This window comes from Thioalkalivibrio sp. ALE31, assembly GCF_000377405.1.
Lineage (GTDB): Bacteria > Pseudomonadota > Gammaproteobacteria > Ectothiorhodospirales > Ectothiorhodospiraceae > Thioalkalivibrio.
On the sequence record NZ_KB905020.1, the window covers coordinates 508,211 to 528,225 of the forward strand.

Below are 20,015 nucleotides of genomic sequence, written 5' to 3' on the forward strand. Positions count from 1 at the left end.
TTCTGCACAAAGGAGCCGCAACGCCGTTCCCGCGCGAAAGCGGCCGAGCCCCTGCTTTCAATCGCTTGTGGGGTTGGTGCCCCCTGTTCCCCGATCCTGCGTTGCGCCGCTTGCGGGTAGAACCACTACCCGCTACACGACGCGCCTTGTCTCGGAAAACAGGGGGCACCAACGCGGACGTGCGATTAAATCAGCGTCTCCCTCGTACCGGTTCTCGCCCGAGAACCGGGTTACAGTACCGGACTGTACCGGATTGCGTTACTCGGCGACGGTCCGCTCGATGATCGCCTCGATCTCCTCCGAGGACTTCTCCATCACCTCGGCCACACCTTCCGGCATCATCGGCAGAAAGCCCGGCACGTTCATCCGCGAGATGAACACATCGCCCTGGCTGTCCTGATAGATACTCACGCGGCAGGGCATGAACGCGGACACCGGACGGAAGGCATCCTCCTCCAGGATCTGCGCGCTGTAGCGCCCGCTGCACACATCCAGGATCACCACCGGATCAATCGTGAAACCGCGCTCCGACAGCGTACCGGCCATGTTGTTGCGGCCCAGGATGCTCCACCCCGCCTCGGACGCCTCCTGTTCAAACGCGGCAAGCGTGGCCGGGAAGGAATGCGGGCTCGGCGTCACCTTCACCATGTCCGGCTGCTCGCCCCCATGACTGCCGGCCTGCACCGCACCGGCAAAGGCCAGCGCAACCAGCATCGCCAGAAGCGCGAGGAACCGCGCACCATGGCGCGTGGTCATCACATTAGATTGCATCTTGATTTCTCCTTTCCCTACAAGCGGGAATCGTCGTGATGGTCCGCCTCTTCGTTACGTTGGAGGCAGCACCCAGGGGAATTAGGCTAGCGACAATCGCCTGCACCCGTATTGATGCAGGTCAACCAGACACGAATCAGACCCGTTCCAGACGGGTCCCACCGGCGCAGCGTCGCCGCAAACGCAAGGAGATCGACATGGAAGCCACACTGAAAAACGGAACGGTCACCCTGAAGATCGACAAGAAGGCCGCCAAGGACATCGCCGAAAACATCACCGAACTCGGCGGCGAAATCAGCAACGGCGCGCGGGCCCTCGGCTCCGTACTGCAGGAAGGCGTCTACGAACTGGAAAACGAATTCCGCCAGCCCCCGCACGCCTTCGACGAGCACGCCCCCAAACAGCCCTCCATCGAGGACTGACGCGCCCGCCGCGGCCGCAACAAGCCAAACAAGAATACAAGGAGCACGACATGCACCTGGAAAAAGCCGAAAACGGCGAACTCGTCATCACCATGCCCGAGGCCGAAGCCGCCGACGCCCTGGCCACGCTGAAGAAGCGCGCCGACGAACTCGACGAATGCGAGGACCTCACCGAGGCCCTGGAAAACGCCGGCATCCAGCTCCCCGAACAACCCGACCACATCCGCCACGAATACATGCCTCCCGCCGACCACTAACCCGGCGCCTGCCCTGTAGGAGCCGCCTTGGCGGCGAAGCCCCTGCCGGGGCCGGCTTTTGCGGGGCTTGGCCTGCAGGCGGGCTCCTACAGGTGCCAGCCCAGCCCACGATTCCCCCGTGGGAACCTGCTCGCAGGCGAAGCCCCGCCAGAGTCGGGCACGGGCAGGAGCATTCGCCTACAAGCAGACTCCTGCCGGGGACGGGCCAGGGCATCGGTATTCCCGGCCGCATCTGCCCACACACCTCCGTCTTCCCGGCCGCAGCGGAGCGGAGAACCGGGAAGACAACGTCGAGACCCCCTGTAGGAGCGGCCTCGGCCGCGAAGTCCCCTCCAAAGCCAGCCCCTCACCCCGGCCGGAGCTTCGCCGCCAAGGCGGCTCCTACAGAGGCCAGCCCAGCCCACTCCCCCCGTGGGAGCCTGCTCGCAGGCGAAGCCCCCGCCAAAGCCGGAACCTCGACGGCGCACGGATATCTCCACCCGCGCACCGCCAGCAAGGTGCAACCAGACCCATGCCCCAAAAAGAGAAAGAGCCACCCCAGCATCCGTGCCCGGGCGGCTCTTTCAGGGGGCATCCCTGTCCCCGCGACAAAAACTAGCACACAAAGTAGAGGATTCCACCCCATCCGCAAAAAAAATGCCCAACGGTCGTTTTCGCCCCCTCAGCGGTAGCGCCATACCCCACCATCGGACCAAACTCGAGCATTACACGACACCGTCGCATATCCAGCATCCCGGCACCATGCTACAGCCCGCTACTCCCGGCTCCCCCAGATCCCGAATAACCGCAACGCCGTTTCCGCGACAACGCCCCCGACAAGCCCCCTGTAGGAGCGGCCTCGGCCGCGAAGCCCCCGCCAAAGCCCGAAAACCACCCGGTCAGGGCAAACACCAAACCACAACCCTTACGCCTCTCCAGCCCGGCCCAGCGAAGATGCCGTAAGAACCCAGATCTCTCACGCCGGACCGCACCCGACGCCGGAGCCATTCCGGCGAAACCCCGGATAACCACAACGCGGTTCCCGAGATAACCATCGATGCACACAAATCAGCCCAGCAATGCCTGTGTCTCCGCGTCCAGCGCACTCCAGTGCTGGCGCAACCGCTCGGCCAGGTCCTCCGCCTCCAGCAGCATCACCGGCATCGGCAAGTCCGCTGCACGCTCCCGCGCCGCGGACGAGAACCCGCCCAGGTTCACGTACATTCCCCGGTCACCGGCGCCGCGTCCGGTGGCAAAGCGCTCCAGCTCGACCAGCCCCGTTTCGACCGTTGAATCATTTGCCACACCCACCACCAGCCGCGACACATCGTCACCCCCGCCACCGGCCGGAACCGTCACCCGCTCCAGCCACGGCCGGTCTTCGTCCTCCGACGCCTCGACCACCACATACCCCATTCCGCGCAACAGCCCCTGCACCAGCCGCATCCGCTCCGATGCCGCCAGTTGCTCCATCCGCTCAGCCCAGTCATCCATCACCATCTCCCGCATCCACCCCTCGACGCTAAGGGAAAGTCCCCACAGAAGCCAGACCCCCGCCCATCACGCGCCAAACACTGAACCATCCCCCTGTAGGAGCGGCCTCGGCCGCGAAGCCCCCGCCAACGTTCGATAACCACCAACCCCACCTCTTCTATGCCCCGAAGCCCCATCACCCGGCACAGCACCCGCCTCCTGCGCCGATCGGCAGAACCTCGACCGTATCCCGGCAAGACTCGCCCCAGAACACGGAATGGTGTACACTGTACGCTTGGGTGGTACAGACATAAGGACATGTCTCCACGTGCTCCATGCCATTGAATTCATTGAAACCCCAACGTTCACTCGGCAATTCCAGGCGATCGCTACAGATGATGACCTGAAAGAACTCCAGAACACGCTGATCGCCCAACCCGACAAAGGCGACCTGATCCAGGGAACAGGCGGCCTACGGAAAGTCCGCATCGGGTTGGGCCACCAGGGAAAGCGTGGTGGCGGACGCGTCATCTACTTTCTGGCGAGTGCGCAGATCATCTATCTGATTCTGGCCTATCCGAAGAACGTGAAAGACAACCTCACCGCCACCGAAAAAGTGGCCCTGAAAGCACTGACTTCACGGCTAAAAGAGGAAACTCCCCAATGAGCATCTACGACGAACTCCAGAGCTCACTACAGGAAGCCGTCGCCATCAAGCAGGGCAAGAAAGCACCCAGCCGCGTCACACGCCACGAAGTGGCGGACGTGAAGGCCATTCGCGCCCACTTGCACGTTTCGCAAGCCGAATTTGCCAAGGCCATGGGAACGAGCGTCGACACCATCAAGAGCTGGGAAGCCAAACGCCGCAACCCCACCGGACTTGCCGCAAAGGTCCTCGCCACCATCCAGGACAATCCCAGCTTTTACAGCGAAATCGCCGCGCACTGACCCGAGCGAAACGCAAAGAATCTTCGTATCCCCCGTAGGAGGCCAGCCCTCTGGCCGATGGGGCGTCGGGCTGGCGTGGGTGATCGGCCAGAGGGCTGGCCTCCTACATCGAATACCGCCCCCGGTGGGAGCGACTCGCCCACAAAGCCCCCAACGCGCTACTACACACACCTGATCAATGCGCCGCCACCCAGTTCTCTACCTGCAGCCCGGATACGCGCTCGAATTCACGTCCGTTATTCGCGACCAGCACGGCCCCAATGGCCCGAGCATGTGCAGCGATCAAAAGGTCGTTTGCACCAATCGGAGTCCCTACGCCCTCTAGCTCGGCACGAATGTCACCGTAATGTTCAGCTGCTTCTTCCGGCCAGTCGCACACCCTCGCGAAAGCCAGAAAGCGCTCCAGTGCGGCCCCGCTGCGTTCCTTCTGATTCGACCGGCGAACCCCATACCGCAATTCCGCCAGAACGACAGCAGAAAGGCCCACCTCCCCCACTGGCACACCACTCAGGCGTGCGTGCACCTCGGGTGGTCGGCGTTTCATGATGTAGATGCAGATATTCGTATCCAGCATGTAGCGCATGGCTCACAACGCCTCGCGATCCTGCGCCACGCGATCCTCGATCGAATCGGGAAAGTCATCCGGAAGGGTCTCTCCAGACCCCTGGAAGTAATCATCCCAGGATCTCGGCTTAGCCCGCAGGATCAACGCATCGCCACGCTTCTCGATAACCACTTCATCCGCATCGAACGCAAAACCCTTGGGCAGCCGAACTGCCTGGCTGCGTCCATTCCGGAACAAACTCGCCGTGCGCCGCTTCATCGCCAACCCCACATCCTTTGCATATGCCTAAAGCACATCCTCCGCCCGCTCCCATTCCAAGGCCCCGCTGCCACCCCTGTAGGAGGCCAGCCACCTGGCCGATTGTATGTTGGACAGGCCCCATCGCCCAGGAGGCTGGCCTCCTACAACCAATGCTACCCCCCTGTGGGAGCGGCCTCGGCCGCGAAGCCCCCGCCAAAGCCCGAAAACCACCAAAGCGCGGAACCTAACCCCGAACCCGATCCCCGGAACCCTTCCCCGTAACCGTCAAAACCAAATACCGGAAATAGCCCGCCAGCGTCAGCGACCCAATCATCTTCGCATCCACCTCGGCCAGCCTCTCGGGGTCCGACATATCGATCCCGTTCACCTGCGCCAGCCCGGTAATGCCCGGGCGCACCGCAAACACCCCTCGAGCCTCGCGCGCCGCGATCAACTCCACCTGACTCACCAGACAGGGCCTCGGCCCCACCAGGCTCATCTCCCCCTTCAGCACGTTCCAAAGCTGCGGCAGCTCATCCAGCTTCGTCTTGCGCAGAAAGCCCCCCAGCCGCGTCACCGACGAAGACTCCGCCAGATGCGTCGCCACCGACGCCGTATCCGGCCGCATCGTCCGAAACTTCACCAGCACAAACGGCCGCTGATACCGCCCCACCCGCTCCTGCCGGAACAGCGGCGAACGCGACTCCATCCAGCCCAGCACCCACAACACCGCCATCACCGGCGCCGCCACCACCAGCCCCACCAACGCCAGCACCACATCCAGAATCCGAATCAAAACGCCTCCTAAATCCCAACCAACAACGCCCCGTAGGAGGCCGGCCCCCTGGCCGATTGGACGTTGGACAGGCCCCATCGGCCAGAGGCTGGCCTCCTACACCGAGCGCCGCCCCTGCGGGCCTGGCCTCAAAGAACCCGCTCCAGCGACTGAATACCCGCTTCCACCGAACGCCGAACGGCGTCATGGATGCCAGCCGGGAACCCCGCCGGCAATTCATGTTCCACCTGATCCAGTGCGGATGGGGCCTGCAGCACCACGGATGCCAGGACCTCGTGCACCATCGCCGCAGGCAGACGGGCCGAAGCGCCCGTCTCCAGAAAATGGCGACCCTGGATGCCATCCACCCGATAGTGGTTGCGCCGCCCCACAGCGAGCGCCAGCCGAACCTGCTTGCGCTCGACCTGTCGGCTGGCCACGCTGGGTAAAATCGTCAACACGTCATACAGCGGCGTGAGCCGGAACCCGCCGCCCGGTTGCAGGAACACGCTGAAATTCTTGGCGTGCCCATCCGTGGCGCCGATCAGCCAGAACAGGGTCTGCGCCTTCAACACTGTCGCCTGGTCCGCCCCCGGCGTATCACTGCCCCGCAACAGCCCCAGCACATCCACCAGCCCGGGGCCACCTTCGCTCTGATACTTGCGGCTCGGCGGCACGCCCAGTGCCTGGCAGCAGTCCTCCTGCGGCAAGCGCAGCAGCCGCCCATCGCGCGCCCAGTGTCGATCAAACCGCTCCACTACCAGCGCCCGGGCGCCCCCAAAGCGCCCGATCTCCGCACGCGCCACCGGCAAACCAAACGCCGCCAGCAATCGCAGGCAGTAAAACTCGTTCTCCACGCTGTCCGACAAATCCAGCCCGTTGGGTAACTGCCCAATAGCGGGCTTCAGGATATGCGTCGTCGGCGTCGAGCCATGCGGCTTGAGCCAGCGACCCTCATGCCACAGCAGTGCCGTCTTCTCCTGGGCACCGGCAATCGAAATGCGGAAAGCCTCGTCGCTACCCAGACCCAGCGGCGCCTGGGCCAAACCGCCCAGCAGCTCTTCGATGCCCCTTTCATCGACCGGCTCCCCCTGAATCCCTCCAGCGGGCCCGGACTCCTGCGCATCCGACAGCGAAAACTGCAAAGCCCCCACACAATCATGCCCGATCGCCGCCAGCAGGCTGTAGGCATCCGTCCCAGCGGCGCCCACACGTTGCGCCACACGCCGCCGCAGGACGTCCGCATCCGGCAACAAGTTCTCGAACACCGCGGCCACGGCCTCGCCGTGGTAGGCATCTTCCCGCAACGGAAGCGATAGCGAGACCGGCAGCGCATGCTCCCAGCCTAGCCAGCTGGCGTCATACCGAAACCGGATCGCCCCGGCCGCCGACTTCTCCAAAAACCCCACCAGGCGACCATTCAGCAAGACACGCAGCGGCGGATGGCGGCGCGTGCGCGGCATCAGAAGATTTCTTCAATGGACGCAGTCGACCGCGCACGGGGAGCAATATGAAACTCCAGATCCAGCGCCGCCAGAACCGCAAGCAACGTCTCCAACCGGGTGGCCGGGTTCCCGTTCTCGATCAGGGAAATGGTCTCCTGGCGCAAGCCCGACTTCTCGCCAAGCGCGGCCTGCGTCAGGCCCTGCTTTCGCCGGACCCGGCGCACAATCGTCCCAATCTGCTTAGGTGTTCGCGCAAGCAATGTCATAACGCCCGATTATGCGCCCAACCCGATAACCAATCAATATCGGAACCAACCCATAAACCGACAACCCCACCGCCCCCAGGCCAATCACCCACGCAAAACACCCCCTGTAGGAGGCCAGCCCCCTGGCCGATTGGATGTTAAACAGCCCCCATCGGCCAGAGGGCTGGTCTCCTACACCGACTGCACCCCCTGTGGGAGCGGGCTCGCCCGCGAAGCCCCCGCCAAACCCCGAAAAACCACCAAACCTACCCAACCAACGGCACAACCGCGCGCCGCAACCCCTCATCCACACTCACCGGCGGCTCCCACCCCAACGTCTCGCGGGTATGCGAAATATCCACCTGCAACGAATCCAGCAACCGCCGCGCCATCTCGCCGCGCCCCACCGCGCGCGCCCCGGCCCGCAACAGCCCCGCCGGCACCGGCACCAACCGCGCCCGCCGATCCATCGCCGCCGCCACCCGCCGCAACAGATCGGTAGTGGAAAGATCCTCCCCATCCCCCGCCAGGAACACCCGATTCGCCGCCGCCGGATGCTCCAGGCACGTCACCAGCAGATCCACCAGGTTATCCAGCCCCACCAGCGAGCGCCGATTCCGCGTAACCGCCCCCAGCGGCAGCGGCACGCCCCGCGCCACCCATTCCATCAACTTGCCAAAGTTGCCCGGCGCATTCGGCCCGTAGACGAGCGGCGGCCGAACAACCACCACCTCCATCCCCGTCTCTCGGCTCAACTCCACAAACCCCTGCTCCGCCTCCCACTTGGATACGGCATAGTCATCCTCCGGAGCCGGCGGATCATCAAAACGAAAAGGGCGCTCACTCGAGCGCCCCAACACACCAATCGAACTCAGAAAAACAAACCGCCGCACACCGGCCTGCGCTGCCTGCCTCGCCAACTCCAGCGTCCCGTCGACATTGCACCTGCGAAACTCGGTTAAAGGATCATCGGCCGCCTCATCCAGTACATGCGCCCGGGCCGCCGCGTGGACCACCGCACTCACCCCGTGCAGCGCCTCGCCCCAATCCGCGCCCTCCTTCAGCGAAGGCGTAACGATCCATTCCGCGCCACGCGACAACGCCCCACCCCGTCGCGATCCGGCACGCACATCCCACCGATCGTCCCGCTCCAGGCGATCCACCAGCGCCGATCCGACAAAACCGCTCGCACCGGTGACAAGCACGCGCCCCGTCATCCCTCACCAACCGTCATCGCGAGAGCCATATTGAACTGTAGCAATCTCCCTCTAGGGTCCAGATCAACTCTTCGCCAATAATCTCGCAAGCCTTTAACCCCGGGAAGTTACCCTCACTACCCTCCTCTTCATCCGGCCTATTAACTCCAGACCTTTTTCAGGTCGGAAAGGCGGAGCTTCCCTCCCTCTTCGGTGACAATCCGATTGCGCAGCAGTGTCGCCTTAAGCTTCCGATATTGCTCAGCATCATGCCGAGAAAAATGCTCCAGGCGCTTGAGAAACAGGCCTATAGACAGGAAATTCCGGGAAACAACCAAATTCGGCGTACCCGTAGTGCAGTCGAATTCCTTCACCGGCGTTTTCCATTCGCCATAGTTCTCAGTCAAATACCGGTCGGCCGCGTCTGGGCCCAGCACCCGAAGACCTTCCAGATCATATTCCTGGAGTCCAAATGGAGAATTATTCCATCGGTGGATCACCGAGCCGTGCCAGACCACGTCGCGTTCTCGGTAGTGCAGAAACAAGTCCACATTAATGCCTGTACGGTGGACCAGCTTAACCAGACTGGGTCGCATAGAAACATGTGGAACCCCATCGGGATCAAAGGATACTTCTACGTGGGCATCGACCTTCTTGACCACAAAGACTGACGATCGCATGAAGCGCTCGCGAATCTCCGCCACATCGACCCCATCACCGTCTATGCCCAGGTCGATATCGTAGTCGTGCGCCAGAAACCCGCCCTCTCGGATAAGCCCGAGAAACGTCCCGGAGACCACATACCATCGCCATTCCCGAAGGGGCAGCACCTGTTCGAATGCCTGCAGGGCCTGCACAGCATGCTCCGTCTTGAAATCACCATGCCGCTCCGCTCGGTTGGTGGTTTCTGCGTCAGTCGCACCGAGCTCGGGCTCAACCACGGCATCCAGCAACCGGTTCGCTCGCGCCTCGAAAGTTGAGTACCAGCCATTGAACCTAGCCAAGTCCAGGGTTTGTTGCTCGAGCAAGAGATGCCCCCGCCGAGCCTCCACATAGAGCTCGTCCCCTAGCGCGACGCCCTCCGCCAATCGAGCCCGCTTATCCTGCAGGATGGCCTCGAAGTGACGCAGAACTTCGTCATCGGCACCCTCGGTAAAATCAAAAAACGGATCGCTCCAGATCCGCCACCGGGGCCGCCAGACACGCCCGCACCAACCCGAAACCCGCGCCCCCTGTTTGAAGTCCCCTGCGGCAAACCAGGAACCGGCCCAACCAGCCACCACGGGATCACCGGTGCACATACGGCACCACAAGCGGCCCACTTTGTCGGCAACGCGACGCAGCCACTCCGGATAATCCTTGTTAAGCACCCTCAGCAGGGCATAGGACCGCTCCACGAGGTAACTACTCCAGGTCCCGCCGCAGTAACTCCAGCACCTCGAAGGCCTTGCTCAGGTCTTCCTGGGGAATCGACAGGAACCGCTTCAGCGAGCGCTTCAAGTCCGTGGTGGAGATGTCCTTGGTTCGCGGCAGATACACCACCTCGCACAGGTCTTCCAGAAAGTCGAACTTACCCTGCCAGTCATTGCCAATGGCGAACACGTCAACGTCATGCTCCTTCACATCCCGCAGCTTCTGCTCCCAGGACTCCTCCGGAATCACCAGATCCACGCAATCAATCGCGCCTACAATCGCCGCCCGCTGGTCATACGGGATCAGGGTCTTCTTGCCCTTGCGCTGGTTGAACTCGTCCGTGGATACGGCCACGATCACGCGGTCCCCCATCGCCTTCAACCGTCGAAGCAGGTTCAGATGCCCGATGTGGAACATGTCAAATGTTCCGTAAGTAATTACCGTCTTATCCATACCACCCACGCCTTCTCCCTACTTCCCTACACCGAGCGGACTGGCGTCACGCCTCTACACACCGCCCATCCAGCCGCGCAAATCCCGGTCGACTGCGCCCCAGGATCGAAAGCGCCTGATCCGGATGGTCGGTAAAGATCCCATCCACACCGTATCGGTCAGCATAGGCCAACACTTCGGATTCAAAGCTCTCGTGCCCCCGGGGCAACCGATCGGCGCGCAGAGTGTACGGGAATACCTCGAGTCCACGCGACTGGGCCATCCCGACCACTCTCCCGTCATTCACCGGCATCCCGCTGCGCGACTCAATACGCCGCTTGCTCGGCCCGATGGCGTCCGCATATACCGCAATCGCATCGAGCCCCTCGTCCGTCACCATGGGATCATTCTCCGAACCAGCACCAACCAACTGCACCACGCGGCCCTCAGGCCCTGTCAGAGAACGCATGCGCTTCAAGGATTTCACGTCAAACGAGAGCACGTAAGCCACGTCACCCACGAATCCAAACCGCTGCAACAGCGCAGCTACCCGTTCCTCGACGGGAAGGCCCTGCTCCCGATACCACCCCGGACCTTTCAGCTCCACCATCACGCCAACGGAGCACCCGCCACGCTCGTTCAGCGCACGCACGAGCTGCAGCACCTCTTCGAAAGTCGCAATACCAAAGCCCGTCGCCTCCCGAGGATATCGATCTGCGAAGCGTTCCCGCCGTGTCAGCCGCCGCAGCTCTTCAAATTCAAAGTCCACAACATAGCGCGCACCATCCTTCCGTGCCCTGTCAGGGAAAAGGGCCTCGGCATCCGTGGTCGCCTCCAGCGTGTGGTCATGGAACGCAACAGGCACGCCATCCGCAGACATCACGACGTCGATCTCCAGATAATCCGCCCCCATCGCGTGCGCCAACGCCACCGATGCAAGCGAGAGTTCCGGCAAATAGCCGCTGGCTCCGCGATGCGCCAGAACCTTCGTTTTTCGCTTGGGCCGCTTCCCTCTGAGCCGAATCATGTCATTTCATCCAAATCGCTTCCCGCATGCTCGCGCACGTTCGTTGAACGCGGCGCGCTTTGCACACTCTCACGAATCACTTCCTGGAACCGCGCCAACGAGCCTTCGGGAAACTCTCCCAGGGAATCCCGCCGAACTTCCTTCCGACGCTCCCATAGATCATCCCCAGCCTCGACCCGGGCCATCACATCACTAACCCCCTGGCCCGAATCCAGGCGATAGGCCGCCCTCGTAGACGGGAACTCCTCTTCCAATGCCTTTCCACTCTGCCCTTTAACATTGCAGACGATGATCGGCTTATTGGTCGCGAGATACTCGTTCAGCACGCTGGAAATGTCCGTGATCATCAGATCACTGCGATTCATCGCGTCGTGGATGGACGCCCCCGCCTCGACGAGCTGAAGCCGATCCCCATCACAGAGCCTCTCGAGCTGCTTGCGATAGCGTGCATTCAGCGCACTGCGCACCCCAATGTAGGGATGGGGCTTAAAGAGTACCGTGTAGCGGCTATCCGATAACAACTGCTCAACCATCGCCAGCCCAAATGCCTGCACCGAACTGTAATTCACATCTTCTACAAAACCCTCCCACGTCGGCGCATACAGGACGGTCTCGACCGAGCGTGGGGCTTCGATCGCTTCCAGAAACAGTTCGGTTTGCGGCCTCCCTACGTGCTCAACCTGCTCGGGCCGAAGGGGCAATCCCGAAGCACGCAACCGTCGCTCGGCCAACGGGCCACCCACCAATAGCTTGTCGTAAGCCATAAGCAGCTTACTCTGATTGACTGCTTTATCACTCTCACCATGGTTAATAAAGAAATGATTCAACCGATAGTGCCGAAAAGCCTGAACGTTTTTCATTGTATTCGCTGGGTAGAGTACCGTCCGTACGCTCTCAACCCCCAACACCGCCTCCACGTCAACCTGAGTACGGGCCGAGTACACCGGCAACGGAGTATCCGCCATACCGTCGAACACGGACCGCTCGCGCACCAACACCACTGCCTTCTGCTCGAGCCGCTCAAGTACCGGCAACCACTGGTTAATCTGGTAGGCGACATCTTTCAAACCGGAAATATACGCCACCACCTCCGGACGCCCCCCCTCTACATCACACCGGCTGGCCTCACGTAAACGCTGATGCGAGAAAAGTCTATGGATCAACGCAAACAGAGCCTTCCCTCTCACCGCCAAGACTGCCACCACCCAGGAAAAGCCAAGCCATACATTGACTGCGGCCATCAACGGCGTCATCACTAACCCGTACTGCAACCACATTGTAGAGCGCGAATCATAATCCGCCGCCTTCAGATACAACCGTTCCATCGGAACGGCTAGGCTGTAAAGCTGATTGTATTTTATTAGAATCAACTGCACCAAGAGTGCAAGAAAAAAGATCGACAGCACCGCCGGGCCGAACTCACCCACGATCGAAACCGTGACCAAAAACACCATCGCTGTGAGTGCGAGAAACCAATATTTGTGATGGAATACCTTACTCATGGAATACCTTCAATAGTTAATTGACGCCTGAATTCACAGAACAAGTGCAGCGCGTGCATCCGACGGGGTAAGGCACCCCCCCGGCCACGCTCCTGCAGGTTGGCGCTGAACTACAACAAAAGTGCCTTGGTGAGCTCGTGCGCATCCAGCACACGGGGGACCCCATCAGATTAGTAGCGCCAGAGGCATCGTCTCCACCAGGGTCAATCCCGAAATGGGTCGAGTTGCCTGGCTGCCGTACAACCCATCCTCATCGCCCTATCCGAGACGCTGAAGCCCTGCTGCGCCGCATACGCCCGAAGGAGCGGCTCTAGTCCGATCGGCGGGCTGCCGGGTAACGCGGCTCAATCGCGTCGATCAGTGCCCTCCCGGGCATGGGCGCGTCCATTGCCTCCACAAACCAGTCGCGCCACGTCTGATGGCGTTTGGCGGAGTAGTCGTTAGCGGAAACCTCGCGTTTCGACGTCGGCCATCAGCTTGGGCAAAAAACGGGACGCCATCCTCGAAACCCGCCCGCGGTGCTGGAGCGGCAACCGACTAAAGCTGTGTTCCCGTCGGATCGGTGAAGGAGTTGATCACTGAAACGCCGCTGGGAAATTCTCCAGCGCTGAAGGACGTCCGCCGCCCCACAAAATGCACACCAACCTCCTCGGCGGCGCGGAGATCGGCTAGTTTGTCGCCGAACATGGTGGTGGCGCTGGGTGTAACCCCTTCCTGCTCAAGAATCCATCCGAGAAGCTCCGCCTTTCCCGGAGGGGCGCCGAGGACGCCCCGGAAATAGCGTATCAAGTCCCGGTCACGTGCGAGTTCCTGAAGTTCCTCGTGCGGTGCCGCCGAAACCACGTACTTCGGCAAATGTTCATGGGCTTCGAGGAACGCCCGCACTCCTGGGACCTCGGGGCACTTCATCAACCGCTCCCATACGATTTTCGAAAAACGGGGACAGATTTATTTTCTCACGCGCGTCGAGACGGTGGGCGGCCCGGACGCCGCCGCTCGATGCGGCAGCCGATGATCCGTTCCACCTCGTCCACGAACCGCTGGTTGCCCGTGAGCTGCCCGCGCTGCAAGGCCTCGCGCACCAGTGTCAGCTCCGGCTCCGGAACGCGCTGCTCCACGAAGCGGGCGTATCGCGCGCGCCGGTCAGTTTCACGGTGCGCCAGGTTCAGGTAGGCCGGATCCAGATCGATCCATTGTTCTTCCTCGCCCATACGCTGACGAAAGCTGGACCAGGCATAGTCACCAGCCGCTGGCACCATCCTCGCCCGCACTGGGTTCAGCTCGATGTACCGCGTGCAGGCCAGCAGATACGTCTCCGTCTGCACCGGGCTGGACTTGTAGCGGCCTTCCCACAGCCTACCGGACCGTCCCTCTATCCGATTACGATACCTCGTAGCGCGCGCCGCCAGCGCCTTCATCAACCGGCCCATGGCGGCTACTTCCTCACTCGGCCCCAACAACAGGTGCACGTGGTTGGTCATCAGGCAGTACGCATACACTCGAATGTCCAGCGCGCTGCTCAGCTCGCGCAGGTCCTCCAGGTACCGCTCGTAATCACCCTCCCCGGCAAACACCACCTGCCGATTGTACCCACGCTGCACCACATGGTGCGGCATATGCGGCAACACCACTCGCGCCATCCTTGGCATGCCTTCCCTCCCGAATCATCCGGCCCGCCCCCTGCGGCGAAAATAAATCTGTCCCCGTTTTCCGCGGTCCGGTTGTCATCACGCTGGACTAACCAAACAGATCCCAGGACACCGGCGTCCCCTTGGACACTGCGCGTGTAACGCGCTTTCCAAGCAAGATGTCGTAGTATTTGGGGGGCAATCCATGTCCGGGCCGGATGCGACGAAGATTCTGCGGTGTCAGCACGTCCCCGGGCTCCAGATCTTCGGCGATGTACAGCGAACGCCGTCGCAGGCGCGCCTTCTCTTCGGCTTCGGTGGGGCCGTAACGTACCTCACCGAGCGCTTGCCAGGCCCGTTCTGTTTCGGTCACCAACAACTTCAATTCGTCCGGCTCCAGCGAGAAAGCGGCGTCGACCCCGCCATCGGCGCGAGACAGGGTGAAGTGCTTCTCGATGACGGTCGCGCCGAAGGCAACAGCGGCCACCGCGGCGCCGACCCCCATGGTATGGTCCGACAAGCCGACCTCACAGTCGAACAGCTCCCGCATGTGGGCGATGGTCCGCAGGTTGGTGTTCTCGGGTGAGGCCGGGTAGGTGCTGGTGCACTTGAGCAGGACCAGATCCCCACACCCGGCCTCGCGGGCCGTCTCCACGGCTTCACCGATTTCCGCAATCGTGGCCATGCCAGTGGATATGATCAGCGGCTTCCCGGTCGAGGCGACCTTGCGAACCAACGGCAGGTCAATGCACTCAAACGATGCGATCTTGTAGGCGGGGACATCGAGGGTTTCCAGGAAATCGACCGCGCTTTCGTCGAAGGGTGAACTGAAGCAGGTGATCCCGCGCTCACGCGCCCTCTCCATGATGGGGGCGTGCCACTCCCAGGGCGTATAAGCCTGCTGGTAGAGAGAATACATCGACCGGCCTATCCATAACGAGTTTGAATCACGATTGATGAATTCGCCTTCTTCAATCTCCAGGGTCATCGTCTCGGCGGTATAAGTCTGGAGCTTGATCGCATGCACCCCACAATCGGCGGCGGCATCGACTATCGACAGAGCGCGGTCGAGAGATCGGTTATGGTTCCCAGACATTTCCGCTATAATATAAGGGCGCGACTCCAATCCAAACACTCTTCTATCAACTTCCACGCCTATCATCCCCCAGCATCACTTTTATCGACCCTAAACCACTCTTCTCTGGTTAGATACATAAAACACCACTCTTCGCTCACGCTTCCGAACTCATCTGGCCATGCATGAAACCTGTAACCAAGCCTTTTATTCATACGTATATTGGCCACATTACTACAACGAGTCCTGCCTACTACACAATCCAAGCTTAAATCATAAAAGCCAAATTTAAGCCATCGGGCGGCAGCCTCGCTAGCGTACCCATTTCCCAGGTAAGTCTCCTCCCCAATGTATCTACCGCTTTCTCCGCACAAACCAAACCCTTTCAATTCGACAAATCGAAAGCTAAGGCATCCAATTGGTACCTCGCCATCCTTCGTAACCATGATGTAGTCGAGTCGGCTTGATCTCGTCCTACGAAACCAAGACAAATGATCTTCCACTGTCAACAAAACATCCGACGCTTGAAGCGTCTCTGAAGAAATGCGTCGAGAATTTCTCCATTTAACGACCAAATCAGCATCTTCCTCAGACATCGGCCGTAGAACAAGCCGCTCTGTCTCAAGCCAGAGCGTTGAGCACCTCTTTGATGATTCCATATCTGCTAACCTTCCTCCGACATAGCAGCAGCTACTGCAGACGCTCCACCCCCTTGAACTGCACTTTTCCCTGATTCACTCATCATCTCGAGTTCCGCGAGGTTGTCACTAAGAGAGCAAACCTCATCACTCAGTTTAGACGCACAAAGGTTCGTTATCGACCCCAAATAGTTGGCAGCTCCAAACCTCGACCAAGCCATGGACTGAGGGACCTGGTTCGCCGCTATCGCGATTAGGATCATTGGAATCCCGCAGGCTGCTGCCTCATAAGTTGACGTACCTCCCGCCATAACTGCCAAGTCGCAGGATGCAAACAAGGGGGCAACCTTTATAGGGTCAATGTGCAGGCTAACCCGACCTTTTCCATGTTCCTCAATCCAGCGCCCGAGGCTAGGGTTATTCGGGTTGGTGGCTCCCGAAATGACCAGAAAATTCACATCCGGCGAAACGACCGGCAGCAAGGTCGACAGCACAAATTCGTTTGCGCCTCTATCGTCTCCACCGCCGAACGTAACCAAGATCTGCCTGACGGGACGCGATGGGTCTCGCGGTTCAATTTGAGCGAATTCCTTGCGCAGTATGCCGTAACTGGGGCCGAGCAAAATTTTTGCGTCCTTATTATGCAGCACCCGCTCATAGTCTTCAGAGGCAGCAGCCGGATTTGCATTAAGGATTATATCTGCCCACAGAGGCTTATCGGCCCAACCATCAAACTGCAGCCACTTCAGGCCGGCCGCTCGCAATTCAAGTTGGTAAGCTTCGTCCACACGGTAATCATCTAGCACTAACCACTGAGCCCGATACTTTTGGGACAAGCTCACAAGTCGACCAGAATCAGCTGAGCTGGATTGCCATTCGGGAACAGGAATCCATTCTTTGAATATCTTTTTGTCTTCAGGCTTGGCATATACCGCATCTGGTCCGACCATAATGCATGATTCCCCCCGATCATGCAGCGCTTCAGCCAACGTACGGCAGCGCATCAAGTGGCCAAACCCAATATCTGGCCCTGCGTCACAGCGGAAGATGATCATGCAGACATCAAGCTCTTGAACAGGTGTTCCGCCCGTGTCCAGTCTTCCGGCGTGTCGATATCGACCACACGCCAGCTCGGCAATATCACTGGATAGGATTCAGAAGAGAAGGTTGGCTTGTTCTCCAGAAAGGCATCCCTGCGACCCCAATAAAACTGTCCAGCATCATGATAGGCGGGTTCAAGATCCTGGGACCGAGTCCATCGATGTTCAGGATGGAACATTTCCACCCCACCTCCATCGGTCACCTTGAGTGCGCGCTGAATGGGGTAGGGATAGCTTGCTACTGAAAAAGCGAAGTCTCGGCTTTCCTCTTGCAGAGCATCAAAACCTTTCTTCAGATCGTCCACCAAGAGGAAAGGAGATGTCGCATAGATAGTACAGGCATATTGTATCCGGCCGTGGACCCACTCGATCTCTTCAATGGCATGATTCACTACGGGACGTGTCGCAGTATAATCATCGGCCAGCTTGGCGGGCCGACGAAACGGGGCTTCTGCACCGAAGGCGGTTGCAACTTCGGCAATTTCGTCGTCGTCTGTCGAGACCACAACGTGATCGAACAATCCACTCTGTCGTGCTGCCTCGATGGGCCACGCAATCATCGGCTTACCGCAGAACGGCTTGATGTTCTTGCGCGGGATTCGCTTGCTGCCGCCCCGGGCCGGTATTATGGCGACGTTCATTGGACAAGCTCCCGCAGGGTGGTTACCACTTTCTCCTGCTGTTCCGTGGTCAGTGTCGGAAACAGGGGCAAGCTCACCGCCTCACTGTAGTAGCCCTCGGCGGTGGGGCACGCGGCCAACGGATCGCCCAGTCGCTGGTAAGCCGGCTGCTGGTAGACCGGGATGTAGTGGACGTTCACCCCAATGGCCTGCTCCCGCAATCCCTCGAACACCTCGCGCCGCGACCAGCGCGCCTCCGGCGGGATCCGCACCGGATAGAGATGACGAGCGGACAATGAATCGGGACCCTGCCAAGGCGTAATCACTGGTAGTTCTGCCAACATCTGATTGTATTCCTCCGCCAGTTCGTTGCGGCGGGCAACGTAAGTATCCAGCCGCGCCAGCTGACTGATGCCCAGCGCTGCCTGCATCTCCGTCATCCGGTAGTTGAAGCCCAGTTCGATCTGCTGGTAGTACCACGGGCCGTCCGGCGCATGGGTCATCTGCTCCGGGTCTCGGGTGATGCCGTGGGAGCGCAGGCGCGTCATGCGCTCGGCCAGTTCGGGATCGTTGGTTACCGCCATGCCGCCCTCGCCGGTGGTGATGATCTTCACCGGGTGGAAGCTGAACACCGTGATATCGCTGTAGCGGCCGCAGCCCACCGGCTCGCCCTGATAGCGCCCGCCGATGGCGTGGGAGGCGTCCTCGATGATGTGGAAGCCGTAGCGCTCGCTGAGGGCGTGGATGGCCGCCATGTCGCACGACTGACCGGCGAAGTGGACGGGCACCACCACTCTGGGCAGACGCCCTTCCCGTTCGGCCACGGCCAGCTTCTCGGCCAGCGCTTCGGAGCTCATGTTATAGGTGTGCGGATCGATGTCGACAAAGTCGACCCGCGCACCGCAGTACAGCCCGCAGTTGGCCGAGGCAACGAAAGTGATGGGGCTGGTCCAGAGCCAGTCGCCGGGGCCGAGGTCCAGCACCAGACAGGCGATGTGCAGGGCGGAAGTGGCGCTGTTGGTGGCAACCCCGTGCCCGGCGCCCACCTTCTCCGCCACCGCCTGTTCGAAATGCGGCACCACCGGCCCCTGAGTGAGGAAGTCGGAGCGCAGGACGTCGACGACGGCCTGAATGTCGTCTTCGGTGATCTGCTGGCGACCGTAGGGGATCATCAGATGGCTCCGATCTTTTCCCAGTTGGCGTCGATCCATGCGCTGAGTTGGTCTTCGCTCATCCACTCGGTGTTGGTGTCACTGGCATAGACGAAGCCTTCCGCGACACGCGTGCCGTCCTTGATGCGATTGGCATCTTTATCCCAGCTGTTGATTGCCGGGAGGATTTTGAAGTGATCGGGATATTCGTAGGTGTAATAGGCGTCGTCGGCGCCGATCATTTCTTCATGCAGCTTTTCACCCGGACGAATGCCGACAATCTGCTGCCGCGCCTCCGGCGCAACTACTCGGGCCAGGTCGGTTACCTTCATGGACGGGATTTTCTTGACATACACCTCCCCCCCTTCCATGTCCTCGAATGCGTGCCAGACCAGTTCCACCCCCTGCTCCAACGAAATCATGAAACGCGTCATCCGCTCATGGGTGATCGGGAGTACGCCCTGGTCGCGGATGGACATGAAGAATGGAATCACCGAACCGCGGGATCCCATGACGTTGCCATAGCGCACTACGGAGAAGCGCGTGTCGCGATGACCCGCGTAGTGGTTGCCGGCCACGAACAGCTTGTCGGAGGTCAGCTTGGTGGCGCCATAGAGATTGACCGGACTGCTGGCCTTGTCGGTGGACAGCGCCACGACCTTCTTCACGCCCTTGTCGATACAGGCGTCGATGACGTTCATGGCGCCGGTGACGTTGGTCTTCACGCACTCAAAGGGGTTGTACTCGGCGGTCGGGACGATCTTGGAGGCGGCTGCGTGGATCACGAAGTCAACACCGTCCAGCGCGCGGTAGACACGTTCGCGATCACGCACGTCACCGATAAAGAAGCGCACGCGCGGATCGCCGTCGAACTTCTTGGCCATTTCCCACTGCTTCATCTCGTCGCGGGAAAAAATAATTACTCGCCGAAGGTTGAATCTCTCCAACAACATTGGAACGAAGGTATGCCCAAAGGAACCAGTACCTCCTGTTATCAACACAGATCCATCAGCAAACATAACAAATACCGCAACTTATCGCCTTCATACTATACCCCTTTAATCAGCTAACCGACCGAGCTACTAAGGATCTCTTGACCCGTTTAACTTGCAT

At 60.5% G+C, this 20,015-nt stretch carries 24 protein-coding genes; 4 read left to right on the forward strand and 20 right to left on the reverse strand.

The genetic code is table 11. The annotated features are described in order from the left end of the window. Nucleotides 1–258 precede the first annotated feature (258 nt). Nucleotides 259–756 (reverse strand): DUF302 domain-containing protein, encoded by a 498-nt coding sequence (locus D103_RS0102340; RefSeq protein ID WP_018875678.1) that lies wholly within the window; start codon nucleotides 754–756, stop codon nucleotides 259–261. 212 nt (nucleotides 757–968) lie between these two features. Here D103_RS0102340 and D103_RS0102345 point away from each other — a divergent pair, with 212 nt between their 5' ends. Together D103_RS0102345 and D103_RS0102350 are read left to right on the forward strand one after the other, a co-directional pair. Next, complete coding sequence (locus D103_RS0102345; protein WP_018875679.1) at nucleotides 969–1,193, forward strand: hypothetical protein; 225 nt, start codon at nucleotides 969–971, stop codon at nucleotides 1,191–1,193. 50 nt (nucleotides 1,194–1,243) lie between these two features. Then, entirely contained in the window at nucleotides 1,244–1,450 is a 207-nt protein-coding gene (locus D103_RS0102350) for a hypothetical protein (RefSeq protein WP_018875680.1), read from the forward strand. A gap of 1,047 nt (nucleotides 1,451–2,497) precedes the next feature. Here the strand turns inward: D103_RS0102350 and D103_RS0102355 are convergent. Then, complete coding sequence (locus D103_RS0102355; RefSeq protein WP_026280238.1) at nucleotides 2,498–2,923, reverse strand: restriction endonuclease; 426 nt, start codon at nucleotides 2,921–2,923, stop codon at nucleotides 2,498–2,500. Between the two features lie 307 nt (nucleotides 2,924–3,230). Here D103_RS0102355 and D103_RS0102360 point away from each other — a divergent pair, with 307 nt between their 5' ends. Both D103_RS0102360 and nadS read left to right on the forward strand, forming a co-directional pair. Next, nucleotides 3,231–3,569 (forward strand): type II toxin-antitoxin system RelE/ParE family toxin, encoded by a 339-nt coding sequence (locus D103_RS0102360; protein WP_018875682.1) that lies wholly within the window; start codon nucleotides 3,231–3,233, stop codon nucleotides 3,567–3,569. After that, entirely contained in the window at nucleotides 3,566–3,850 is a 285-nt protein-coding gene (nadS, locus tag D103_RS0102365; RefSeq protein ID WP_018867109.1) for a NadS family protein, read from the forward strand. Before D103_RS0102360 ends, nadS begins: the two co-directional genes overlap by 4 nt. 175 nt (nucleotides 3,851–4,025) lie before the next feature. Here nadS and D103_RS0102370 read toward each other — a convergent pair whose 3' ends face one another. The 18 genes from D103_RS0102370 to pseB form a co-directional block, all read right to left on the reverse strand. Further along, nucleotides 4,026–4,433 carry a type II toxin-antitoxin system VapC family toxin gene (locus D103_RS0102370; protein WP_018875683.1) on the reverse strand — a complete coding sequence of 136 codons (408 nt, stop codon included), beginning with the start codon at nucleotides 4,431–4,433 and terminating at the stop codon, nucleotides 4,026–4,028. A 3-nt stretch (nucleotides 4,434–4,436) separates the two neighbouring features. Further along, a complete protein-coding gene (locus D103_RS0102375) occupies nucleotides 4,437–4,673 on the reverse strand; it encodes an AbrB/MazE/SpoVT family DNA-binding domain-containing protein (RefSeq protein WP_018867111.1) in 237 nt (78 codons plus the stop codon). A gap of 226 nt (nucleotides 4,674–4,899) precedes the next feature. Next, complete coding sequence (locus tag D103_RS0102380) at nucleotides 4,900–5,451, reverse strand: sugar transferase (RefSeq protein ID WP_018875684.1); 552 nt, start codon at nucleotides 5,449–5,451, stop codon at nucleotides 4,900–4,902. 128 nt (nucleotides 5,452–5,579) lie between these two features. Next, the gene (locus tag D103_RS0102385; protein WP_018875685.1) at nucleotides 5,580–6,893 is read right to left on the reverse strand and encodes a type II toxin-antitoxin system HipA family toxin; all 1,314 of its coding nucleotides are present in this window, start codon (nucleotides 6,891–6,893) and stop codon (nucleotides 5,580–5,582) included. Then, nucleotides 6,893–7,141, reverse strand: a complete 249-nt coding sequence (locus D103_RS0102390) for a helix-turn-helix domain-containing protein (RefSeq protein WP_018875686.1) — start codon at nucleotides 7,139–7,141, stop codon at nucleotides 6,893–6,895. Before D103_RS0102390 ends, D103_RS0102385 begins: the two co-directional genes overlap by 1 nt. Before the next feature lie 245 nt (nucleotides 7,142–7,386). Beyond that, complete coding sequence (locus tag D103_RS0102395) at nucleotides 7,387–8,337, reverse strand: NAD-dependent epimerase/dehydratase family protein (protein WP_018875687.1); 951 nt, start codon at nucleotides 8,335–8,337, stop codon at nucleotides 7,387–7,389. Nucleotides 8,338–8,477: 140 nt separating this feature from the next. Then, entirely contained in the window at nucleotides 8,478–9,713 is a 1,236-nt protein-coding gene (locus D103_RS0102400) for a hypothetical protein (protein WP_018875688.1), read from the reverse strand. 7 nt (nucleotides 9,714–9,720) lie between these two features. Next, nucleotides 9,721–10,182, reverse strand: a complete 462-nt coding sequence (tagD, locus tag D103_RS0102405; protein WP_026280239.1) for a glycerol-3-phosphate cytidylyltransferase — start codon at nucleotides 10,180–10,182, stop codon at nucleotides 9,721–9,723. Between the two features lie 46 nt (nucleotides 10,183–10,228). Beyond that, a complete protein-coding gene (locus D103_RS13335) occupies nucleotides 10,229–11,188 on the reverse strand; it encodes a glycerophosphodiester phosphodiesterase family protein (RefSeq protein ID WP_081618346.1) in 960 nt (319 codons plus the stop codon). Further along, nucleotides 11,185–12,690 carry a CDP-glycerol glycerophosphotransferase family protein gene (locus D103_RS0102415; protein WP_018875691.1) on the reverse strand — a complete coding sequence of 502 codons (1,506 nt, stop codon included), beginning with the start codon at nucleotides 12,688–12,690 and terminating at the stop codon, nucleotides 11,185–11,187. Before D103_RS0102415 ends, D103_RS13335 begins: the two co-directional genes overlap by 4 nt. Nucleotides 12,691–13,227: 537 nt before the next feature. Beyond that, nucleotides 13,228–13,599, reverse strand: a complete 372-nt coding sequence (locus D103_RS13340) for an HAD family hydrolase (RefSeq protein ID WP_018875692.1) — start codon at nucleotides 13,597–13,599, stop codon at nucleotides 13,228–13,230. A gap of 47 nt (nucleotides 13,600–13,646) precedes the next feature. Next, nucleotides 13,647–14,339: a transposase gene (locus D103_RS0102425; RefSeq protein WP_026280240.1), complete on the reverse strand. Its 693-nt coding sequence runs from the start codon at nucleotides 14,337–14,339 to the stop codon at nucleotides 13,647–13,649. A gap of 88 nt (nucleotides 14,340–14,427) precedes the next feature. After that, a complete protein-coding gene (gene pseI / locus D103_RS0102430) occupies nucleotides 14,428–15,480 on the reverse strand; it encodes a pseudaminic acid synthase (protein ID WP_018875694.1) in 1,053 nt (350 codons plus the stop codon). Further along, nucleotides 15,477–16,052, reverse strand: coding sequence for a GNAT family N-acetyltransferase (locus tag D103_RS14360; RefSeq protein ID WP_081618347.1), 576 nt, complete (start codon nucleotides 16,050–16,052; stop codon nucleotides 15,477–15,479). Before D103_RS14360 ends, pseI begins: the two co-directional genes overlap by 4 nt. A 5-nt stretch (nucleotides 16,053–16,057) precedes the next feature. Then, nucleotides 16,058–17,086: a UDP-2,4-diacetamido-2,4,6-trideoxy-beta-L-altropyranose hydrolase gene (gene pseG, locus D103_RS13640; RefSeq protein ID WP_081618348.1), complete on the reverse strand. Its 1,029-nt coding sequence runs from the start codon at nucleotides 17,084–17,086 to the stop codon at nucleotides 16,058–16,060. Then, on the reverse strand, nucleotides 17,083–17,772 hold the full coding sequence (gene pseF / locus D103_RS13645; protein WP_081618349.1) for a pseudaminic acid cytidylyltransferase: 690 nt from the start codon (nucleotides 17,770–17,772) through the stop codon (nucleotides 17,083–17,085). Before pseF ends, pseG begins: the two co-directional genes overlap by 4 nt. Then, the gene (gene pseC, locus D103_RS0102440) at nucleotides 17,769–18,923 is read right to left on the reverse strand and encodes a UDP-4-amino-4,6-dideoxy-N-acetyl-beta-L-altrosamine transaminase (RefSeq protein WP_018875696.1); all 1,155 of its coding nucleotides are present in this window, start codon (nucleotides 18,921–18,923) and stop codon (nucleotides 17,769–17,771) included. Before pseC ends, pseF begins: the two co-directional genes overlap by 4 nt. Beyond that, on the reverse strand, nucleotides 18,923–19,921 hold the full coding sequence (pseB, locus tag D103_RS0102445; RefSeq protein WP_026280241.1) for a UDP-N-acetylglucosamine 4,6-dehydratase (inverting): 999 nt from the start codon (nucleotides 19,919–19,921) through the stop codon (nucleotides 18,923–18,925). Before pseB ends, pseC begins: the two co-directional genes overlap by 1 nt. Nucleotides 19,922–20,015 lie beyond the last annotated feature (94 nt).

Coding starts and splice junctions, on each gene's coding strand:
- D103_RS0102370 (WP_018875683.1), bottom strand. CDS start 4,433: ATGCGCTACATGCTGGATACGAATATCTGCATCTACATCATGAAACGC.
- D103_RS0102340 (WP_018875678.1), bottom strand. CDS start 756: ATGACCACGCGCCATGGTGCGCGGTTCCTCGCGCTTCTGGCGATGCTG.
- D103_RS0102415 (WP_018875691.1), bottom strand. CDS start 12,690: ATGAGTAAGGTATTCCATCACAAATATTGGTTTCTCGCACTCACAGCG.
- D103_RS0102355 (WP_026280238.1), bottom strand. CDS start 2,923: ATGGATGACTGGGCTGAGCGGATGGAGCAACTGGCGGCATCGGAGCGG.
- pseG (WP_081618348.1), bottom strand. CDS start 17,086: ATGATCATCTTCCGCTGTGACGCAGGGCCAGATATTGGGTTTGGCCAC.
- pseB (WP_026280241.1), bottom strand. CDS start 19,921: ATGTTTGCTGATGGATCTGTGTTGATAACAGGAGGTACTGGTTCCTTT.
- D103_RS0102385 (WP_018875685.1), bottom strand. CDS start 6,893: ATGCCGCGCACGCGCCGCCATCCGCCGCTGCGTGTCTTGCTGAATGGT.
- D103_RS0102345 (WP_018875679.1), top strand. CDS start 969: ATGGAAGCCACACTGAAAAACGGAACGGTCACCCTGAAGATCGACAAG.
- D103_RS0102375 (WP_018867111.1), bottom strand. CDS start 4,673: ATGAAGCGGCGCACGGCGAGTTTGTTCCGGAATGGACGCAGCCAGGCA.
- D103_RS0102425 (WP_026280240.1), bottom strand. CDS start 14,339: ATGCCAAGGATGGCGCGAGTGGTGTTGCCGCATATGCCGCACCATGTG.
- D103_RS14360 (WP_081618347.1), bottom strand. CDS start 16,052: ATGGAATCATCAAAGAGGTGCTCAACGCTCTGGCTTGAGACAGAGCGG.
- D103_RS0102395 (WP_018875687.1), bottom strand. CDS start 8,337: ATGACGGGGCGCGTGCTTGTCACCGGTGCGAGCGGTTTTGTCGGATCG.
- nadS (WP_018867109.1), top strand. CDS start 3,566: ATGAGCATCTACGACGAACTCCAGAGCTCACTACAGGAAGCCGTCGCC.
- D103_RS13340 (WP_018875692.1), bottom strand. CDS start 13,599: ATGAAGTGCCCCGAGGTCCCAGGAGTGCGGGCGTTCCTCGAAGCCCAT.
- D103_RS0102390 (WP_018875686.1), bottom strand. CDS start 7,141: ATGACATTGCTTGCGCGAACACCTAAGCAGATTGGGACGATTGTGCGC.
- D103_RS13335 (WP_081618346.1), bottom strand. CDS start 11,188: ATGATTCGGCTCAGAGGGAAGCGGCCCAAGCGAAAAACGAAGGTTCTG.
- tagD (WP_026280239.1), bottom strand. CDS start 10,182: ATGGATAAGACGGTAATTACTTACGGAACATTTGACATGTTCCACATC.
- pseC (WP_018875696.1), bottom strand. CDS start 18,923: ATGATCCCCTACGGTCGCCAGCAGATCACCGAAGACGACATTCAGGCC.
- pseF (WP_081618349.1), bottom strand. CDS start 17,772: ATGAACGTCGCCATAATACCGGCCCGGGGCGGCAGCAAGCGAATCCCG.
- pseI (WP_018875694.1), bottom strand. CDS start 15,480: ATGATAGGCGTGGAAGTTGATAGAAGAGTGTTTGGATTGGAGTCGCGC.
- D103_RS0102350 (WP_018875680.1), top strand. CDS start 1,244: ATGCACCTGGAAAAAGCCGAAAACGGCGAACTCGTCATCACCATGCCC.